The 18,834-nt window shown below is 41.8% G+C and carries 19 protein-coding genes; 8 read left to right on the forward strand and 11 right to left on the reverse strand.

All coding sequences use genetic code 11. The features are described 5' to 3' along the window. Positions 1 to 89: 89 nt before the first annotated feature. Together G6N79_RS10245 and G6N79_RS10250 are read right to left on the reverse strand one after the other, a co-directional pair. Positions 90 to 842 (reverse strand): class I SAM-dependent methyltransferase, encoded by a 753-nt coding sequence (locus G6N79_RS10245; RefSeq protein WP_103907232.1) that lies wholly within the window; start codon positions 840 to 842, stop codon positions 90 to 92. A 106-nt stretch (positions 843 to 948) separates the two neighbouring features. Then, positions 949 to 1,437 (reverse strand): GNAT family N-acetyltransferase, encoded by a 489-nt coding sequence (locus tag G6N79_RS10250; RefSeq protein WP_103907233.1) that lies wholly within the window; start codon positions 1,435 to 1,437, stop codon positions 949 to 951. Between the two features lie 732 nt (positions 1,438 to 2,169). On the opposite strand from G6N79_RS10250, the gene G6N79_RS10255 reads away from it, so the two are divergent. The 3 genes from G6N79_RS10255 (at position 2,170) to G6N79_RS10265 (ending at position 6,205) form a co-directional block, all read left to right on the forward strand. Then, a complete protein-coding gene (locus tag G6N79_RS10255; protein WP_146060651.1) occupies positions 2,170 to 2,541 on the forward strand; it encodes a hypothetical protein in 372 nt (123 codons plus the stop codon). Positions 2,542 to 2,920: 379 nt separating this feature from the next. Continuing rightward, the gene (locus tag G6N79_RS10260) at positions 2,921 to 4,084 is read left to right on the forward strand and encodes an acyl-CoA dehydrogenase family protein (RefSeq protein ID WP_103907236.1); all 1,164 of its coding nucleotides are present in this window, start codon (positions 2,921 to 2,923) and stop codon (positions 4,082 to 4,084) included. A gap of 12 nt (positions 4,085 to 4,096) precedes the next feature. Continuing rightward, complete coding sequence (locus G6N79_RS10265) at positions 4,097 to 6,205, forward strand: 3-hydroxyacyl-CoA dehydrogenase NAD-binding domain-containing protein (RefSeq protein ID WP_103907237.1); 2,109 nt, start codon at positions 4,097 to 4,099, stop codon at positions 6,203 to 6,205. 58 nt (positions 6,206 to 6,263) lie between these two features. On the opposite strand, the gene G6N79_RS10270 is transcribed toward G6N79_RS10265, so the two are convergent. From G6N79_RS10270 to G6N79_RS10290, 5 genes are all read right to left on the reverse strand, one after another. Beyond that, on the reverse strand, positions 6,264 to 7,712 hold the full coding sequence (locus tag G6N79_RS10270; RefSeq protein WP_103907238.1) for a bifunctional 2-methylcitrate dehydratase/aconitate hydratase: 1,449 nt from the start codon (positions 7,710 to 7,712) through the stop codon (positions 6,264 to 6,266). Positions 7,713 to 7,730: 18 nt separating this feature from the next. Beyond that, positions 7,731 to 8,885 (reverse strand): bifunctional 2-methylcitrate synthase/citrate synthase, encoded by a 1,155-nt coding sequence (gene prpC / locus G6N79_RS10275; protein WP_103907239.1) that lies wholly within the window; start codon positions 8,883 to 8,885, stop codon positions 7,731 to 7,733. Between the two features lies 1 nt (position 8,886). Then, on the reverse strand, positions 8,887 to 9,765 hold the full coding sequence (gene prpB, locus G6N79_RS10280; RefSeq protein WP_103907240.1) for a methylisocitrate lyase: 879 nt from the start codon (positions 9,763 to 9,765) through the stop codon (positions 8,887 to 8,889). 187 nt (positions 9,766 to 9,952) lie between these two features. After that, complete coding sequence (locus G6N79_RS10285; protein ID WP_200818825.1) at positions 9,953 to 10,435, reverse strand: very short patch repair endonuclease; 483 nt, start codon at positions 10,433 to 10,435, stop codon at positions 9,953 to 9,955. A gap of 94 nt (positions 10,436 to 10,529) precedes the next feature. Next, on the reverse strand, positions 10,530 to 12,599 hold the full coding sequence (locus G6N79_RS10290) for a M48 family metallopeptidase (RefSeq protein WP_103907241.1): 2,070 nt from the start codon (positions 12,597 to 12,599) through the stop codon (positions 10,530 to 10,532). Between the two features lie 221 nt (positions 12,600 to 12,820). Between G6N79_RS10290 and G6N79_RS10295 the strand changes: the two genes are divergently transcribed. From G6N79_RS10295 to G6N79_RS10305, 3 genes are read left to right on the forward strand one after another with little or no spacing between them, the layout of a single operon-like run. Then, positions 12,821 to 13,462, forward strand: a complete 642-nt coding sequence (locus tag G6N79_RS10295; RefSeq protein WP_103907242.1) for a DUF6266 family protein — start codon at positions 12,821 to 12,823, stop codon at positions 13,460 to 13,462. A 54-nt stretch (positions 13,463 to 13,516) separates the two neighbouring features. Next, positions 13,517 to 13,990 carry a DUF5675 family protein gene (locus G6N79_RS10300; RefSeq protein WP_200818826.1) on the forward strand — a complete coding sequence of 158 codons (474 nt, stop codon included), beginning with the start codon at positions 13,517 to 13,519 and terminating at the stop codon, positions 13,988 to 13,990. Between the two features lie 5 nt (positions 13,991 to 13,995). Continuing rightward, positions 13,996 to 14,190 (forward strand): hypothetical protein, encoded by a 195-nt coding sequence (locus G6N79_RS10305; protein ID WP_103907243.1) that lies wholly within the window; start codon positions 13,996 to 13,998, stop codon positions 14,188 to 14,190. Positions 14,191 to 14,251: 61 nt separating this feature from the next. On the opposite strand, the gene G6N79_RS10310 is transcribed toward G6N79_RS10305, so the two are convergent. The 3 genes from G6N79_RS10310 to G6N79_RS10320 form a co-directional block, all read right to left on the reverse strand. Continuing rightward, on the reverse strand, positions 14,252 to 15,376 hold the full coding sequence (locus G6N79_RS10310) for a lipid II:glycine glycyltransferase FemX (RefSeq protein WP_103907244.1): 1,125 nt from the start codon (positions 15,374 to 15,376) through the stop codon (positions 14,252 to 14,254). A 164-nt stretch (positions 15,377 to 15,540) separates the two neighbouring features. After that, positions 15,541 to 15,744, reverse strand: coding sequence for a YwbE family protein (locus tag G6N79_RS10315; protein ID WP_103907245.1), 204 nt, complete (start codon positions 15,742 to 15,744; stop codon positions 15,541 to 15,543). Positions 15,745 to 15,810: 66 nt separating this feature from the next. Continuing rightward, positions 15,811 to 16,368 carry a biliverdin-producing heme oxygenase gene (locus G6N79_RS10320; RefSeq protein ID WP_234993241.1) on the reverse strand — a complete coding sequence of 186 codons (558 nt, stop codon included), beginning with the start codon at positions 16,366 to 16,368 and terminating at the stop codon, positions 15,811 to 15,813. Positions 16,369 to 16,549: 181 nt separating this feature from the next. Here G6N79_RS10320 and G6N79_RS10325 point away from each other — a divergent pair, with 181 nt between their 5' ends. Further along, complete coding sequence (locus G6N79_RS10325; RefSeq protein ID WP_103907246.1) at positions 16,550 to 16,870, forward strand: hypothetical protein; 321 nt, start codon at positions 16,550 to 16,552, stop codon at positions 16,868 to 16,870. A 176-nt stretch (positions 16,871 to 17,046) separates the two neighbouring features. Next, positions 17,047 to 18,264: an amidohydrolase gene (locus G6N79_RS10330; protein WP_234993242.1), complete on the forward strand. Its 1,218-nt coding sequence runs from the start codon at positions 17,047 to 17,049 to the stop codon at positions 18,262 to 18,264. A gap of 81 nt (positions 18,265 to 18,345) precedes the next feature. Here G6N79_RS10330 and G6N79_RS10335 read toward each other — a convergent pair whose 3' ends face one another. Beyond that, complete coding sequence (locus tag G6N79_RS10335; RefSeq protein ID WP_103907248.1) at positions 18,346 to 18,795, reverse strand: hypothetical protein; 450 nt, start codon at positions 18,793 to 18,795, stop codon at positions 18,346 to 18,348. Between the last annotated feature and the right edge of the window lie 39 nt (positions 18,796 to 18,834).

Here is an 18,834-nt window from a genome sequence, read left to right on the forward strand (position 1 = left end):
CCTTTTCATCTTTATCTTGTAAAGAATGCTGTCACCAGCCCACACTATAACACCCAATGCGGTGTAAAGTTTTACATATCAATATTTTATTAGCTTGGTAACTTACCAACGCGCATCATAATCTTCCAGGTGACCTGTTTCGTTTTCTGGGGATCTGCCCATAACGGCATCAATTGATCCTGTAGCTTTCCGATAGGATTGACCTGTTCCTGCTGGATGAAACGCTGTGTTGCTGACCAGGTAAGTAAGTGACCCAAGAGGTCTTGCAATTTGAAGCTTTTTCGGATATAAAATTCCGGTGGTTCGATCTCGCGGAACGGAAAAGGAATCGTCATATACCCTTGGCGCAACAGGTTAATTTCTTCTGGCCAGTATGGTCCCACAATCCGATCATGGAAATCAAGAAGAATTCGATCAATCTCCGGATTGATGGTTGGAGTGGCATACGCCCAGATCGCGATGATTCCATTTTTCTTCATTACACGTTTTGCCACTTCATAAAATTGATCGATTTGGAACCAATGGATTGCTTGGGCTACCGTTATTAAATCCACAGAATTATCCGATAAAGAAGGTTTTTCTGCGGTTTCTACATGATAACTGACCCGCTCATGCTCAAAAGCATTCTCGATTTGTGCTTCACTCGGATCCGAAGCATGAACATGGTCAAAGTAATCTGCCAAGTGAATGGCCGATTGGCCATTGCCCGTGCCACAGTCCCAAGCTAATGCCTGAGCGGGACTGAGACTCTGTAAGTAGTCGTACAATTCATGAGGGTAGGATGGTCTAAACTGAGCATATATCGATGCCTGCTTAGAAAAATTGTCATTGAATGCTGCCATATTCCCGAATTTCAATTGTCTGTATTAAATATACAAAATATTGTTTTCCAAAACACTAGGTAATTCAGCAATTAAATGGATAAGGTGTTACCCAATAGGTATGGGATTAGCCGATATACTGCATGCGAAGTACTTCCCAGCGTTCTTCGTTAAACAGGATATACCGTTTTTTAAAGGGGATGATCTGGAATCCAACTTGTTGATAACAAGAGATGGCAGCTTTATTCCAATGGTATACATTGAGGAATAATTGATCCATGTGTAGTTGCTTGCGAGCAAATTCGATGAGTGCCTGTAAGGTCATACGTCCATAACCCAAGTTGCGCAGATTTTCTTCGCCAATCAACATCCTGCAGATTACTCCTTTTCCTGAACCACAATCAGAAATTTCTGCATGCCCCACTACTCGGTTTCTTTCCTTGCAGAATACTTTGAACACATACCTGTTGGGATCTTGGAGGTGTGCTGCTAGTTGGTGGCATGTTAATGGGAATTGGAACCTTTGGCCAGCAAACTGGAACAATAGTCGTTCGCTTCCCACCCACGCTATCAATTGGGTGTAATCTGAGGTTTCAAATGGAAGCAACGTAATCATACCACAATTTGCAAAATAAATTACAAAAGAAAAATGCGGATGAGGTGGGAGATAATGTTGCTAGATAGTTTCATAACCATACATGGGCAAAAGCGAAGGAATCAGTGTTTTGAGTGACGTAGAAATTTGTCGACATAAAAATGCATTTCCCGTTATTCCTTTTGAGGGTTCCTGCTTATTTCTTTAACTTTGAGCAAGTTAATGTCATAACAATTTAAAATAATTCATCATATTAAAACTACTTATAGAAAAACAACATGAAAAGCTATCCGAATTTTGGATAGCTTTTTTTCTTTTTCAAGATATTTAAGTCAATATTTAAGTTATTATTGGTGGATTGAAAGCGTTAAATATTAAAAAATAATAAATTTTATGTTTTAATATTATATTAATTTAAAATATGTTATTTTTGTACCGGTAATTCCATTGGGTGATTGAGCTAGACGCGCATAATATTAACCTACAGTATGCAGTTCAGCTTTTGGATTTTTTCTGGCATAATTGCGCCTTTTCACGAAAAGGTGTGGCTTACATTATTTCCATTCAGGAAAATGTGCCTTTCATTTATGCTGGGAAAGCAAGGACAATTTTATTTCTATTTATTGCGATACACGTAGCATCTGCAGTTTTGATAGGAAATACAGTCTGATATAATCGTAATCATATATTTTTAAAATGGAAATAACCCATAACACGCTAGAAGGGCAAGGCCTTGATAGAAAATTACAGGACATGTTAACCAGTTGTTTTACCACCTCCAGCAATTTGTCTACATTGACCTTGGAGCAACAGACCAACCTGATCCAACTCTTCGACCAAATAAAGTACAAAGACATTATTGATCAAGGATTTTGGAGTTTGAAGGGCGGCTTGAATCATTACCACTTGAGTTTGAACGAAATTAAGATGACGCTATTGGAAGTGATGTCTTCCCGTTCGGATGAGAAAGAACGCTTGATCTTAAAAGAGGTCTTCCTATTCTTAAATATCCTCGATGATCCTAGTTTTTATCAATTGTTTGCACTTCGCCAACTCATCAATTGCCCGGAAGAAATTTTTGATGAGAAATATGAAAATGTAAAAGCTGAATACTTTAATTCGTAGTCGGAAAGTACAAGTTCATATTTGCGTTTTTAATTGTTACCAAGAAAAGCGGATTTCCCATCGCGGAAAATCCGCTTTGTTTTTAACCTTGAAGATAGCCGATAGTGCAAAAGGGATACCTGCCAATTTCATTTGAAATTTCATTAAAAAATCGGTTTGTTTTTGAATAATTATTAGCGATTTAAGTATTTGATTATCGACTTTGTTTTTCTTGTTCAAATTTTATTTTCTATAGTCAAATTGTTGGTTTTAAAGTGTTTAAATCACTATTTTAGCCATTGGTGGGTATGCGCATCTGCCCACGTAGTAGTTCTTACTTAGTATTCGTTGAATGGCGGGTGGATTTGAAGAGCAGCGCGAAAATAACCAATAAACTTATATGCAATTAACACAATTTACCCCGGAGCACCACGCTTTCCGGGAGAGCTTAAAATCGTTTGTACAGAAAGAAATAACCCCATTTGTTGATGAATGGGAGAAAAAGAATGAGATCGATCGGGACATTTGGAAAAAAATGGGAGACATGGGGTACCTCGGTCTCATCTATCCCGAACAATATGGTGGTTTAGACTTAGACTTCTTTTATTCCCTCATTTTCTGTGAGGAACTATCCCAATGTTATTCCGGTGGATTTACCATTTCTGCTTTGGTTATCCAATACATGTCGGCACCATATCTTTTGAAATATGGTAGTGAAGAATTGAAGGAAAAATATTTGTCGAAAGTTATCGCCGGGGATTTGGTGAGTGCTGTTGCTATTACCGAGCCGGGTGCTGGATCCGATGTTCAGCGGATTAAAACAACGGCCATTCGAGATGGCGATTATTTCATAGTGAATGGATCAAAGACATTTATTACGAATGGTTACTATGGTGATTTTTTCGTTACGGCAGTCAAAACGCGTCCGGAATTAGGGGCTAGGGGAATCAGCTTATTGCTTATCGATCGACATGCAGCAGGAGTGACGGCCAATAAAATTGAAAAAATGGGCTGGCATGCTTCGGATACCGCAGAGTTAGGTTTCAATGAGGTTCGGGTACCGGTTTCTCACCTGATCGGTGAGGAGGGGCAGGGATTTCGCTATTTGATGGGTGGCTTGCAATTGGAACGGTTGACAGCAGCGATCCATAGTGTGGCAACAGCTGAGTCAGCTATTCAATATACTCTAGCTTATATTAAGGAACGTTCAGCATTTGATAAACAGCTGAAAGATATTCAAGTAATCCGTCATCGCATGTCACAAATTATGGCGGAGGTAGAAACGGTTAAAGCGTATGTGTACCATTGCTGCGCCTTGCAAAATGAAGGTAAATATGCTGTTAAGGAGTGTTCCATTGCCAAATTGCAAGCAAGTGAACTTGCAATTAAAGTCGTGAACACATGCCTTCAATTTTTTGGTGGCTATGGCTTTACCGAAGATTACAAGATTGCACGCCTTTATCGGGACGTACGCGTTGGAAATATCATCGGTGGTACATCAGAGATCATGTTGGAAATCTTATCGAAAATATTTATCGATGGGGTGGACTATAACAGGGGTTAATTTGTTAAGTTTATGGATAATCAAGCAATCAGCGGCATGAAAACAGAATTGATTTCGATACATAAAATGGAGCAGGGTGTTTTTGAACTACGCCTAATCAACCCCGATAAACAGCCTAAGGAAATTACACTTAAGGAATTAAAGACTATTTTACAGAAAATAGGACAATCCCTGGCAGATTCTGCGTGCAAATCTCTTTTCTTAATTGTCGAAGGAGCCTTTATTGACGGCGATCTAAAGCAAATGCTGCAAGCAAGGAAGGATGTTTCCTTTTTAAAACTGCTTCAGGATATTGAAAAGTTAATCGCTAAAATTCTAAAGGTGGAGAAGGTGACTTCTGTCTTTTATGATCAGCCAGCCACAGGATTTATCGCATCCCTGCTATTGCTGTTCGGCAATCGTGTTGCCGTGGGCAATAAAGCCAAATTTGGATTTCCAAATATTCAGGTAGGTGTACTGCCTGGGCAAGCAGTGGTCTTTAACTTATTGCATATTGTGAAATTGGAGAAGGCGGTGGATCTTTTGCGGACCGGAAAGCTCTATCCTGTATCGGAGCTTGCCCAGATAGGGGTCATCGGTGATCATCTGCAAAGTTGGGAAGAGATGCCAACATGGTTGGAGCGGGAAACCAAGAAAGCAAGACCGCAGGGTTCACGATTGCACCAAGTTATCCAAGCTAAGGGTATGGAAGAAGTGCTCGAGAATCTGCCAAAGAATTCCCTTTATCATGATTTTCTACTGAGTGTACTTTACAATGCTACACATATCTTCGGTGAAGCCTTCATCCATCAGGAACAACTTTCCTATTATAGCCTATTGACGGCAAAAGAGACCATTGCACGAATTCGGACCTTTCATTACGGTATTGCTGCCGCTAAACAACTTGTCGAAGAGTCCGAGACGCCTTTTGAAGTTAAGAAAGTAGCAGTTATCGGGGCGGGTATGATGGGAGGTGGAATCGCCTATGAGGCTGCTCGTGCAGGCATGAATGTGGTGCTGAAGGATGTAGATTTGGCAAGCGCGGAACGTGGGAAGAGCTATTCCGAGCGGGTAAGTTCGAAATTGATTCAACTCGGGAAAATGAAACAGGAGGATAAGCCGAAACTGCTCGAACGGATCCTGGCAACCGAACAGGTGGAAGATCTGGATGGCTCAGATATTATTGTTGAGGCGGTGTTTGAGGATAAATCCTTAAAGGCGTCAGTAGTGAAGGAGAGTCAGGATTTTCTTAAGATGAACGGTGTCTTTGCCTCCAATACGACCTCATTGCCCATTTCTGGTTTGGCGAAACAATTTGATGATGCCAGTCGGTTTATTGGTCTACACTTTTTCTCACCCGTGGATCGCATGGCTCTGGTTGAAGTGATTAAAGGTAAGAGTACTTCGCAAGAGACCTTACAGAAAGCATTAAGTTTTGTGGGTAAGCTGCAGAAGACACCTATCGTGGTGAATGATGGGCCTGCATTTTTCACCTCTCGTATATTTTTCAATTACCTGCTCGAGGGTATCACCATGCTCTTGGAAGGTATTTCGATGGAGCGGATTGAAACCAGTGCACGACATGCTGGATTCGCAGTGGGTCCTTTAGCTGTTTTGGATGAGATTTCATTGCCACTAATGGTCCATGTGTATGAACAGCTTCCAGAAATGAACCATAGCCAAAAAAGGGTGTACAATTACCTGCAGGAATTGATTGAAGAAGGGCGATTGGGCAGGAAAGCAGGAAAGGGTTTTTACGATTATCCCGAAGGGGGGACAAAGACGTATTGGACGGATCCGGAATTGGAAATATTGGATGTGCAAATCGCTGATAAGGATATTCAGGAACGGCTATTGGCCGTCGTGGCGCTCGATAGTTTCCGATGCCTTGAGGAAGGTGTGCTCGAGCAACCCATCGATGGAGATATTGGTTCGGTGTTGGGGATCGGATATCCGGCACATACTGGTGGGGTAATCAGTTATATCGATGGAATTGGCCTACAGGAATTTGTTGCCCTATGTGATAAATTCAGTCAATACGGTGATGAATGGGAGGTGCCTGATTACTTGCGGGAACTGAAGGATCAGCAATATACTTTTTATGATTGTTTTGAATCAAATTGGCCGTTGGCCGAATCTTAAATATTGAAAAGCCCCTGAATCTTGTGGATCAGGGGCTTTTTTTTGGATAATGATTAAATTATACCATCATATCGACCAATTCCTGTACAGGGAGACTGCGGATAGTGTCGAGCTCCAAGGTATTTGCCAGAATTGTTTTCTGTTGTTTATCGGCAAATACGCGCGCCAGATTGATCTTGTATTTTTCAATCAGTTTAGGGATGCCTTCATCGCGTCTGCGCTTATGTCCAATTGGGTATTCAACCACCACTTCATTGAGTATGGTTCCGTCGTTGAGTTCCAGGGTTAGGGCATTCGCAATGGACCGTTTTTCTGGATCATGGTAATCTGCCGTAAATTGTGGATCCTCATGACAGGTGATTTTCTCACGTAGGGCATCAATGCGTGGGTCTGCGGCCACACTGTCCTCGTAATCGGCTGCTGTTAATCTTCCGAAGATCAAAGGAACGGCAACCATATATTGGATGGCATGATCACGGTCTGCAGGGTTGTGTAAAGGCCCTTTTTTATCGATTATGCGGATGGCTGCTTCATGGGTCCGGATCTGGATTGATTTGATATCTTCAGCGGATTTACCCATGCTTTTCAACTGATCATGCAGCGTCATGGCAGCCTCCACGGCTGTTTGCGAGTGGAATTCAGCAGGGAATGAGATTTTGAAAAGCACATTCTCCATGACGTAAGTACCGTAAGGTCTTTGGAATTTAAAGGCATTCCCTTTGAAGGAAACATCATAGAATCCCCATACAGGTGCTGTCAGTACGGACGGGTACCCCATTTCACCCTTTTGAGCTATCAAGGCTAACCGAACCGCACGTGATGTGGCATCGCCGGCTGCCCATGATTTACGGCTGCCGGTATTTGGCGCATGTCGATAGGTCCGTAACGATTGACCATCGACAAACGCTAAGGAAATCGCATTGATAAGCTCATCCTTGGTTAATCCCAATAACTTTCCAACAACAGCAGTCGAAGCCACCTTCACCAAGATCACATGATCCAAACCTACTTTGTTGAAGGAATTCTCTAAGGCCAATACACCTTGGATTTCGTGCGCCATAACCATGGCTTCCAATACCTCTTGCATAATCAGGGGTTCCTTACCCTCAGCGACGCGGTTTCTGGATATCCAATCGGCAACAGCAAGGATTCCGCCTAGGTTGTCTGATGGGTGTCCCCATTCTGCAGCTAGCCATGTATCGTTGAAATCTAACCAACGGACCATCGCCCCGATATTAAATGCAGCTTGGATCGGATCCAACTGATATGGAGTTCCGGGAACTTTGGCTCCATTGGGAACGACTGTTCCAGGAACGATGGGGCCTAATAATTTAGTGCAAGCAGGGTAGGTTAAAGCTTCAAAACCACAACCTAATGTATCAAGAAAACAATAATGTGCAGTCTGTATGGCTAAGTCGCTGTTGATTTTATAATCTAGGACGTAATCTGCAATATCGACTAATACTTGATCCGGGTTGGGTCTGTTGTTTGAAATATGTGATGACATTTTAAAATTTATGTGTAATTAAGATCTTTTTTCTATAGGAATAAATTCGCGATTCTCTGGGCCTGTGTAGTTTGCGCTGGGCCGGATGATTTTTCCATCCTGACGTTGCTCAATAATATGTGCTCCCCACCCAGAGATACGTGACATAACGAATAATGGGGTAAACATATCGGTAGGGATGCCCATTAAATGGTAGGCAACGGCGGAGAACCAGTCTAGATTCGGGAACATTTTTTTCTCATTCCACATTACCGTTTCAATCCGTTCGGCAATATCGTAGAGACGCATATCGCCAGCTTCTTCCGAGAGTTTCTTTGCAATTTTCTTGATCACCTGGTTTCTTGGGTCTGCAATCGTGTAGACCGGATGGCCAAATCCGATGATCACTTCCTTGTTTGCCAATCGCTTCTTGATATCAGCTTCGGCTTCATCCGCATCTTTATAGCGTTGTTGAATTTCAAAAGCTACTTCATTTGCACCGCCATGCTTTGGCCCGCGCAGCGCACCGATGGCACCCGCAATGCTGGCGTATACATCTGATCCTGTGCCTGCAATAACCCGTGAGGTAAAGGTTGAAGCATTAAACTCATGCTCAGCGTATAGATTCAATGAAACCTGCATCGCATGGACCCAAGATGCACTTGGTTCTTTTTCATGCAAAAGGTGCAAGAAATGGCCACCGAGGGTTGGATCATCGGTTTTTACTTGAATTGTTTTATTATGGTGGGAATAGTGATACCAATAAAGTAGGACGGAGCCCATGCTCGCCATCAACCGATCAATAATATTCCGGGTGTTTTCGACTTCATGCTCTAGTGGCTCAGGTTCAATCGTTCCGAAAAATGATACCGAAGTCCTGAGGACATCCATGGGATGTGCTGTTTTAGGGATTAATTTCAATACTTCTTCCAAGGAAGTTGGCAGCCCACGGTCTGCGATCAGCTTCTTTTTATAGGTTTCCAGTTCACTGGCAGTCGGCAATTTTTCATGGATCAAGAGATAGGCCACTTCTTCGAAACTTGCCTTCTCGGCCAGATCTAAAATATCATATCCTCGGTAATGAAGATCATTTCCACTTTTCCCTACAGTACACAAACTGGTATTGCCAGCAGGTACGCCAGATAGGGCTACGCTTTTCTTAGGTTTGAATCCTGATTCATTCGTTTCGCTCATATTATTTGTTTTTGAATAATTGGTCAAGATGGTTCTCATAGCGGTAGTAGTCTATGCTCTGGTAGAGTTCTTCGCGCGTTTGCATGGTATCCAAAACCTGCGCTTGGGACCCATCCTGGCGAATATGCTGATAGACAATTAAGGCCGCCTTATTGGCCGCACGGAAGGCCGACAATGGATAGAGTACAATAGAAACGCGCGCTTCCTTAAGTTCCTCTACCGTATAGATCTTTGTCTGGCCAAATTCGGTGATGTTGGCTAATATTGGTAAGCCCGTAGCTTCTGCGAATCTGGTGTAATCGTTGATATCACGAACGGCCTCGGCAAAGATGAAATCTGCGCCAGCGATTTGATAGGCAACGGCACGTTCTAAAGCTTTATCTACTCCTTCGGAAGCAATGGCGTCCGTTCGGGCTCCAATGACAAAATCGCGGTCTGCACGGGCATCGACGGCTGCCTTAATGCGGTCCACCATTTCTTCCGTGCTCACCAGTTCCTTGCCCGGTCGGTGGCCACATCGTTTCGCGCCTACCTGATCTTCCATATGTATACCCGCAGCACCCGCTTTTTCCAGGGATTTAATCGTCCTTGAAATATTGAATGCCGACGGGCCAAAGCCCGTATCAATATCCACAAGCAGGGGTAAGGAGCAGACATTGGTTATGCGCTCCACATCGATGAGGACATCCTGAAGGTTGGTAATGCCTAGATCAGGGATGCCCAAGGACCCCGCGGCAACTCCGCCTCCAGATAGATAAGTGGCTTTAAAACCGGATTGTTCTGCTAATAGTGCGTGATTGGCATTGATGGCGCCAACTATTTGTAATGGATTTTCAGCCTCAATAGCTGCTCTGAGTTTTTTACCTGCAGATTCCTTCATAAGATTGTAATCGGAATTTATCGTTTATAATGTCGTTTCAGGGCGCTAAAAATAAGCAAGAATTGCTAAAACGCCCTTCAATAAAGATAAGGATTTAAGTCCGATTTTACGAAGGTTTTTATTGGGGAAATTGGAATAAAAAATTGACTGTAAATAATATAGGAGCGGTATAATTCGCTAAAATTTATTAAGCATATAGACGGCGGGTTTCCAGGAAAAGCTCAATTTGATTAGTGACCTGTGCGAGGTTATTTAGGATATCTTTGGACCAAAATCTGAATACGGTATAGCCCAGCTCCCGCAAGGCAAGATTACTCCAACGATCGACTTGCATGTTGCGTTCGATTTTAGGGATCCAGAATCGGCGATTGCTGTGGATTCTATCTTTCTGCGCTGCCCAGTCATAGCCATGCCAGAATTCACCATCCACAAAAATAGCGAGTTTATATTTTTTGATGACAATGTCCGGTTTACCGGGCAAATCTGTTTGATGGAGACGGTACCGGATATTCTTGGCCCAAAGTGCTCTCCGCAGACGAACCTCCGGCTTTGTGTTTTTTGCCCGAATTTTTGACATGATCTTCCTCCGCTTTTTACTCGTGTAGAATCCTGCGGATTCTGTAAATCGCGGAACTTGAATTGGCTGTTCATCTTGACGATAATCCATCATAACACAAAGTTACGAATAATTACATAACAGCGCCTTTTCTGAGGAATGAGGAAGGTGTACGTGGGACCTTGTTTTTAATGCTAATTATGCACAATTAATTCACTTTTTTAGCGCTTTTAAACTCGTCATAGATTTCCTCCTGAAGTCTTAAGAGATGTACCTTACTGTCCACATGCGTGATGTTAAGTGCATTCCAATATTCTCCAATTCCAATAAAAAGTTGGGTAATGGCTTCATCATTGTAAGTATTCCCTGCAAAAATTTCATTTTCGTTCGCTAGAAAGTTAGTCAAATCATCAAATGATTCTGTAGTTAGGCTATCGCGGTAGGCTTTTATTTCAAGAAAATCTTTTAATTCCACCTTGAGTTTTTGAATTGACGGTTTTAGTTTTTGGAGGTTGCTGATAATCAATGGGAATTCGGTTTGCTGGAAAATAAATTGCGTATCCTCCTTGAGGGCATAATAAAATTTCATTCGCTTTTCGAATTCTTCTTCATACATGGCAAATACATTATAGGCTTCCCGAAGTAGGAATTCTTTACCCGTTGTTTTTGCCATCTGATAGAAAGTCTGGAATATTTTACGATTTAGATCTTCAAGGTACGCCCTTTTTTCTTTCAGTTCGGCATTAATTTGCTGGACTACCTTGTTGACCTGTTTATTTTTATATCGAACGCCATCGTAATCAAAACGTCTTAATTTGATCTCACCTCGATAAACAGCTTCCAGATAATATTTGTCTTGGGTAAGCGCTTGTATTTCAAAAGTGAGATTTACATGCTCATCGCTGAATAATACATCCAAAGGCAATAATTCCCCCTGAAAAGCGTCAGCCGTGAATTTGGAAATATAGGGTTGATGGTAGTTGTAAAATTCATTATAGATTTTTGGAATTTGATAGCGTTCAAATTCCTGTTTATAGGCAGTGACAAAGTCGGTTACCTCTTGTTGATAGGTGGGACCCTGATATTGTGATTCGGCGAACAATATCTGGAAGACACGATTTGCCAGGTTTTCGTCCAACCGCAATAGGTCATTAGCCGGATTGTTAGACACCTGGTCTACATGGATATTCAATGCATCGATTGCCGAAGTGCGTGCTTCTTCCGTCGGATGTGATGCCCATAAATCCTCAATGATCAACTTTGATTTGTCAAACCGAGTTTTATTGGCCAATGTGAGTTGTGGGAAATTATGGACAAGATTGAGGTTGTGCCTTTCACTCAGCAAAATTAGGGTAGCAGCATGTGCGGCAAAAAAGTTTTGAGGGACAATATTCTGGTCGCTGATTTGTTGGTAATAGCGAATAGTTTCTTGAAATGCATAATCTGCAAAAGATAAGCGCAAAAGACCGTTCCGCATGGCTTCGGAACCGGCAACATGGGTTGCAATAGCATCGGCATGGAATTCCATCTCCCGGGATAGGGACATGTAATTGATATTGATGAAATTGTATAATCTCCTTAAAATCGATTGAATCCCATCAATAAAAATTCCTGAAAGAGTCATGGCAAATGATAACAGCCAGGATGTGGAACCAATCCTGTTCTGCATTTTTTCTAATGTCATGTCGTTGTACAACAGGTTGAATAATACTTTATTGACAATATATACATAGCTGCCAACTTTCATGCTACGTTGGGCAAAGTGTCCAAATTCATGGGCTAGTATAGCTTTTAATTCCTGTTGTGTAAGCGAATTAATAAGCCCTATCCCGATCTGCAGATTTTTCCGGGTCGGAAAGATCATGCTCCAAAAAGTAGAATCATAGAAAACGGATGCATTCACAAACGGGGTAAGGTAGACATGTTTTGGAAATTGGGTGCCGACTTCGGTGGCAATACTACGGATAAGTTCAAAGAGTTCGGGTTGATCACTTTCTGTCACCTCGATTTGATCGGAGAAATCTTCACTTTTCTTAGCGAAAATAAACTTGATCATAAAATATAGCACGGTGAGGCTGGTTCCAATCAAGGCCAACCCAATTGCAAGCGTCATAAGCCCAAATTTCATCTTCATCACTGCAACCCCGGCGTAGATGCTCAGTGCCACCAATGCTATTGAAGATAAGAAAAGCAAGATGTAAACGACGATGAAGATTACAATGGATAGGAGTGTCCTGCGGACTTGTTTTTTAAAGTTGGCAGATATCTGGATATCCATTGGCAATTAATTTAAGTGAAATAAATATAGTGATAAACTTTTGCTTTATTTCTGCCGGGAATATATTTTCAGCTTATCGTGTCAATTAGACTGAACCTGTTTCATATTGTTCCTACTCATTTCATTTTTTCCTCCTCGATTGGTGCCGTTCTATTTTAGCTCTCGATATCAAAAACAGCCGGCATGCAGGCATTGGTTAAACTTTAAAAAAAATAGAAAAAATGGCAAGAATTACGAAAAGTCCTCTAGGAGCTTTCTACGGAAAGGTAGGCAATATTGTAGGCAGCAGATGGAGATCCATCGATTACATCCGATCGATGCCAACACGTAGGAAGAGATATGCCCCTTCAGAGGCTCAATTGGCTCAAGCTACCAAATTTAAGATGGCCTCAGCATTCTGCAAACCTATTCGGCAGTTCCTCAACATCGGCTTTATGGATTTCGCACAAAAAAGGATGACTGCAGTTAATGTAGCGGTTCGAAATCTTTTGGCGAATGCGATTTTTGGGGAGTATCCGAAATATAACGTTGATGAGTCAAAAGTGGCACTGAGCGATGGACCACTTCATGAACTGATTGACCTTAAGGCGGAAGTGGCAGCAGATAAAACCATTATCCTTTCCTGGAAGAATCGGGCAGATGCTACGGATGAAGAAAAACGATCAGAGGTATATGGTATGCGTTTGTATGATAAAAACCGTCAATTCCTGATGCTGGACAAACAAAAAGCTAATGTTACGGAAGTGAAGTTTACCGACCCACTTCTGGAAACGGAAGGGACGATTCATGTGTGGTTATTCCGTTTTGATCCCAAGACAAGATTGACTTCACCAAGTCAATACCTGAAAGTGCAACTCACTTAATCAAGCAAGCATAGGGGAGTGCGATAGCACTCCTCTTCTTTTAATTCGAAAATTATGGTCACGCTGATTCGCATTGAAGAGCAGATAAATACAACATTATCAAAGCTATTTATAGCTGACGAATTTATGTGTTATGCTTTGGAGGATAGGATCCGTCAGCAGAAGGTTTACGGAAGAACTTGTATTCCAGAGGGTGTGTATCCACTTCGTGTAAACAAAACTTCGAAGATGGCGGCAAATTATAGGTCCCGATTCGGAAAAGTTCACGAAGGTATGGTTGAAATTCATCAGGTTCCAGGATTCTTGGGGATATTTTTTCACATCGGTAATTCCCATAAAGACACGAAAGGGTGCCCACTATTGGGCGCGCGATTTAGCATTAAGGATAATGATTTCTACGTATTCGATTCGAGACGGACATACCTTCGGGTTTATCCACGCTTATTGGAGGTTGCGGAATCTCCACATGGTATAATTGAAGTGGTCAATCACATTAAAAGGCCACAAGTTTTCACAGCTAAAATATAATTAAAATGAACAGAATAATTGACGTGCTCGTACGGGTTCTGGAAACCTTGGGTACAGCCCCCGTTAAATTTCCTGCAAAGTTACTTGAAGGAGCGAAATACCTGAGTTTCACGCTCAGTGTGCTGAAGCAAATCCTCGAGATGCAGAAAGGGTATAAGAAGCGAAGAAATGAACGAGAAAATAGATTCCTGTATTTCTGAGGATAATCCATGTTTAAGAATAGGCTGACCCGTTGAGGTCAGCCTTTTTTATGCTTATTTTTTAGCTGAGGTGATACCCCTGATTTTTGAACTCCATGGACGCATAATAGTTGTATTTTTCTTTATTTAATGGGTAATCCCAGCAGCCCATGCGGTGGTATATCTTTCCGCCGAAACCCGACTTGAACCGGTACAGCCCATACATCGGGTGCGATTCATCCGCTTGCGGCGCAATGCCAAAAAAGTCATATTCCGTACATCCCTTCTCTTTGGCTACCTGCATGGCGCGCCATTGTAAGGCATAGGTAGCCATGTAATTTCTATTTTCTGTTGCAGAAGCTCCATATAAATAGGTCCCTCGGTTTCCGGATACAACAAGAAACATAGCTGCCAAAGGTTTCTCTTCCACCTCTGCAACCAAAAGATAGACTTGGGCTGGAGACTGCGTATCATTTGCTCGCGCGCTCAGTACGATGCGGAAATAATTGATGTCATGCAGGAAGAAGTTATTTCTTTGTGCAGTCTGTCGATAGAGTTCATACCAGATGTCCAGGTGTTCAATGCCCAAGGAGCGGATTTGCACCCCCTTGCGCATCGATAAATTGATGTTGTAGCGGGTCTTGGATTTCATGTTGGCGAGCAAGTAGTTCTCGTCCAGCAGGAGGTCCATGAAAATGGTATTCGAGGGGAGAATATCGGTGTTTGCCTTTCTTAAATTCCAGTTTTCCGTGCTGTAATTCAAGCGTAATTCCTGAATTCTTTTTTCAGGTACCCCAATCCAATTGCCATGGATATCATAACAATCATCTTCTTTGGCCCATTGGGATTCCCAGGAAAGGTCGTAGCGGATCATGATGCAGCTTTTAGGAAGAAAATGGCGTAAGCTCTCGGAGAGTTGCTCCAGAAAATAGCCTTGGTTTTCCGAGTCAGGCTCTATTTCCGGGCCATAAGGAACATAGGCTATACAATGATCAGTATCCAGGTATTGAAGGATAATCAGAAGATCCCCGATGATATAGGTTTCTTCCTTTCCATCAGCAAACAAATCGGTGGATTTTACACGGAAGTTGAAGGCCTCCGTTTGGACTCCCTGTAATTTTTTTACTTCCGACCAATATGCGGTTTGTTGTATGATGGAGGTTTTATAGATGTCTTTTATTTCCTTATCCTCAATGTTTGCAATCATAGTTTCCTGACTTTTACAGGCACAGCATGCAGGAAATCAGCCAGAAATCCTTGCTTTTGTGCCAAAAAGAGGCAAACATAGCCAATAAAATAAGGTTAATCGAATTTCATTGTCATAATGTTGTTAAGAATAGGGTATTTGCTGGAAATCCTCCCAGAGGACGATTAGTCTTCATCTATGATTTCGGCAACTCGGCCGATCTGGCCGTCGTCAAGCCGAACCTTGATTCCACGGGAATGGTAAGGAGCAGAAGTCAAAATGTTTTTCACGATACCTTCCGTGAGCTCTCCAGTACGTTGATCTTTCTTCAATATGATATTTACAAGTTGCCCAGCTTTAATGTTTGCGCGGCTATTTGGATCTTTCATGGTCGTTATTTTAAACAAAAATAGCCATTTATTTATGTAAATGGCTATTGGGAAATTGGTGAATTGTTAGTTGAAAACTTCACCAAATTGATAGAATGTATCGTTCGCAACAGCAACTGCCTGGTTATGATCTGTTTCTTCAGCACCTTGTGCGTTGAGGACCGTTGTAAATCCATTCCACATAGCAGCACTGGCTTCGCCATAGCCTTCGAAAAAGGAGAAGCCTTTGCTGATGCCATTTTTCTGTAGTAGCTGAACAATATAGGGGCCACCCATGATGGATCCTTCCAGGACATACAGTGAGCTTAGTGCCTCTAATGTATTGGTAACCTTTGGCGCATGCGCTTGTGGGAATTGCTCAATATTGCCTCCTAAAGTGATAATGTCGTTTAAAATATATGATGAATTTCGACGATTGTCTTTATCGGGTAGGACTGTTTGGTCAATGAAAGGATTCGTATTGTCTTCAACCGCTTTAAAATAGGCATAGAAACCTTTCAATAAGGTTACATAATCCGCTTCAGTCTGAATGGCTTTTATTTTTCTAACAATAACAGCCTCCACCTTTTGATGGGCAACTTTTGTTCCTTCTTTTATGATTGTGCTCAGCATATTTATCTTCATCTAAACAATTATGGATTTAAAATGGGTAAACCTTTCGAGAAACACGAATTTTAAAATGGAATTTGAGATTTCTATTACAAATGAAGTCCATATGGAAATGAAATATTCAGGAATTATGCCTGCTGTCGGTGAAAAATTGAGTAGATTTGATTACGCTTAACACCTTAAAAATCAAGTTATCATGGAGTCGCCTCATGTTTTAACCCTATTAGCAGATAAATTGCAATTATATACTGGCGATGATCAGTTCTCCGATGAGCAACGCTTTAAGCAGATCGTAGATTATGTGGAAGAATTAATCAATCATGATTTACGGAGGCTCATGGGTATTCTATACCGCATTGACGTATCTGAAGAAAAGATAAAACAAGCATTGGCCAGTCAGGACAAAGATCAATCCTCCGCATTGATCCTTGCAAAACTGATGGTCGAACGCGAGCTTGAGAAAGTTAAGTTTCGGGAGCAATATAAGAAAGCCCGATTAAAGAGCAGTAATTCCTGATTTTGACACGCTGCTGTTTTTACAATTCGCCTTCCTAAGGGAGATGACCTATCTTTGGTTAATCAACAGAAACTACTATGCAAAACGATATTTCACGTAAGAATTTTATTAAGAACTCTGTTTTGGGGTTAGCAGGTATTGGAATGGGGGGCACCCTTTTCCAAAAAACACAGGCCATGGAGAAAATGAATAGTAGCGGTAAGCAGCAATATAAAAATGTACGACTGGAAACCGGTTTTGAATATGACGGGGAGGAGGTTATCGGCACAAAAACCGATCTTTTCCTCATTACTGTGGAAAATGGGTTAATCGCCAAAATAGAACCTAATACAAATGCTTCAGATGCCATTGATGCCAAGGGATATTTGATGTTGCCTTCCTTTAAGGATATGCATATCCACTTGGATAAAACCTTCTATGGGGATCAATGGAAAGCTACACGCCGCCGCAGTGGTGGTGTTAAGGGCATGATAGCTTTAGAACAACAGATGATGCCCGATTTATTGAAAAATTCTACAGAGAAAGCTGAAAAGCTGATCGAATTGTTGCAGTCGAAAGGTTCATCATTTGCTCGATCACATGTAAACATTGAACCAACCTCCAAATTGGACTCCCTGAAAAACTTGCAGCGTGCATTGGAGAATAAGAAAGATGGTTTTTCCGCGGAATTGGTCGCTTTTCCACAGCATGGTGTATTCTATACCGATACTGTGCCTTACTTGAAGGAAGCGGCGCAGCTAGATATTGATTTTATTGGTGGAGTTGACCCTTATACCATTGATGGCGCAATCGAAAAGACCATTGATTTTACCGTCCAATTGGCCCTGGATCACGATAAGGGAATAGATATCCATTTGCATGAAGGAGGCGAATCTGGCTTGCTCACGGTAGAATACTTGATCAAGAAAGTAAATGAGAATCCAAGTTTAAAGGACCGTACTTACTTAAGTCATTGTTTTGTCCTTGGAAGACTCGATAAACCTAAACAGGAGGAGATATCAGCGAAATTAGCGAATGCAAAAATCGGCATTGTTTCCACCGTACCTTTCGGAAACCTGGTTATGCCGATACCTACGCTACTGAAAAATGGCGTTCGAGTCATGACAGGTAATGATAGCATTGTGGACCATTGGAATACATTTGGTTCAGGAAGTGTATTGCAGAAAGCCAACCTTGCTGCCCAATTATATGGTTATTCCACGGAATTTGACCTTTCACGAGCATTGGCATTAGCCAATGTTGATGTTCTTCCAGTTGATAATAAAGGGCGGCAACAGTGGCCTAAAGTAGGGAACCAGGCAGATTTTGTCCTTGTGGATGCCAGTTGTTCCGCAGAAGCTGTATCCAGGGTTTCTGAAGTCAAGGGATTGGTGGTAAAAGGAAAAATGGTATAAAATAAATGCGCCAGCAAATTTGATAACTTGGCTGGCGCAATCTTTTCTGTAGGGTAGGGAATGACGGTCTTTGGACGGAACCTATCCCTCAATCCAAATACCCTCCTTCCCATCGACAGCTTCATATGGACGCGAATTTCCATTGAGCAAGTCTGTTTCATGGCCTTCAAGATGCCAATTCAGATCACTAGGATCCACCTTTTTCAATTGAAATATCGCATCAGCATCGCGGAAATGTAAATCACTCTTTAACAGGTTGATTTTATTCTGCTCAAATAGCTGTTCGGCTTCATCCTTGCTAATGTAGCGTATTTTATTTGCTCGCGTATCAAAATCCTGCAGCTCTTTTTCCATCTGCTTTGGATAATTGTCAGCAAGGTATCCAGCATATAAATTTCTATCCTTTTTGCGCAGCGCTTCATTTTTATAGGCGATACGTTCTGGGTTCAATTCAAAATTGAAATCTTCGGGATTCTCACGGAAACCAAATTTCCGGTTTAAGTCCTCTACACGTTGTTCTAATGTTGGCATATATGTCCTATTTTCTTTAAAAAACGTTTTTGAGCAGAT

Source organism: Sphingobacterium lactis, from assembly GCF_011046555.1.
Classification (GTDB): domain Bacteria; phylum Bacteroidota; class Bacteroidia; order Sphingobacteriales; family Sphingobacteriaceae; genus Sphingobacterium; species Sphingobacterium lactis.

Coding starts and splice junctions, on each gene's coding strand:
- G6N79_RS10245 (WP_103907232.1), bottom strand. CDS start 842: ATGGCAGCATTCAATGACAATTTTTCTAAGCAGGCATCGATATATGCT.
- G6N79_RS10250 (WP_103907233.1), bottom strand. CDS start 1,437: ATGATTACGTTGCTTCCATTTGAAACCTCAGATTACACCCAATTGATA.
- G6N79_RS10255 (WP_146060651.1), top strand. CDS start 2,170: ATGTTAACCAGTTGTTTTACCACCTCCAGCAATTTGTCTACATTGACC.
- G6N79_RS10260 (WP_103907236.1), top strand. CDS start 2,921: ATGCAATTAACACAATTTACCCCGGAGCACCACGCTTTCCGGGAGAGC.
- G6N79_RS10265 (WP_103907237.1), top strand. CDS start 4,097: ATGGATAATCAAGCAATCAGCGGCATGAAAACAGAATTGATTTCGATA.
- G6N79_RS10270 (WP_103907238.1), bottom strand. CDS start 7,712: ATGTCATCACATATTTCAAACAACAGACCCAACCCGGATCAAGTATTA.
- prpC (WP_103907239.1), bottom strand. CDS start 8,885: ATGAGCGAAACGAATGAATCAGGATTCAAACCTAAGAAAAGCGTAGCC.
- prpB (WP_103907240.1), bottom strand. CDS start 9,765: ATGAAGGAATCTGCAGGTAAAAAACTCAGAGCAGCTATTGAGGCTGAA.
- G6N79_RS10285 (WP_200818825.1), bottom strand. CDS start 10,435: ATGATGGATTATCGTCAAGATGAACAGCCAATTCAAGTTCCGCGATTT.
- G6N79_RS10290 (WP_103907241.1), bottom strand. CDS start 12,599: ATGGATATCCAGATATCTGCCAACTTTAAAAAACAAGTCCGCAGGACA.
- G6N79_RS10295 (WP_103907242.1), top strand. CDS start 12,821: ATGGCAAGAATTACGAAAAGTCCTCTAGGAGCTTTCTACGGAAAGGTA.
- G6N79_RS10300 (WP_200818826.1), top strand. CDS start 13,517: ATGGTCACGCTGATTCGCATTGAAGAGCAGATAAATACAACATTATCA.
- G6N79_RS10305 (WP_103907243.1), top strand. CDS start 13,996: ATGAACAGAATAATTGACGTGCTCGTACGGGTTCTGGAAACCTTGGGT.
- G6N79_RS10310 (WP_103907244.1), bottom strand. CDS start 15,376: ATGATTGCAAACATTGAGGATAAGGAAATAAAAGACATCTATAAAACC.
- G6N79_RS10315 (WP_103907245.1), bottom strand. CDS start 15,744: ATGAAAGATCCAAATAGCCGCGCAAACATTAAAGCTGGGCAACTTGTA.
- G6N79_RS10320 (WP_234993241.1), bottom strand. CDS start 16,368: ATGAAGATAAATATGCTGAGCACAATCATAAAAGAAGGAACAAAAGTT.
- G6N79_RS10325 (WP_103907246.1), top strand. CDS start 16,550: ATGGAGTCGCCTCATGTTTTAACCCTATTAGCAGATAAATTGCAATTA.
- G6N79_RS10330 (WP_234993242.1), top strand. CDS start 17,047: ATGGAGAAAATGAATAGTAGCGGTAAGCAGCAATATAAAAATGTACGA.
- G6N79_RS10335 (WP_103907248.1), bottom strand. CDS start 18,795: ATGCCAACATTAGAACAACGTGTAGAGGACTTAAACCGGAAATTTGGT.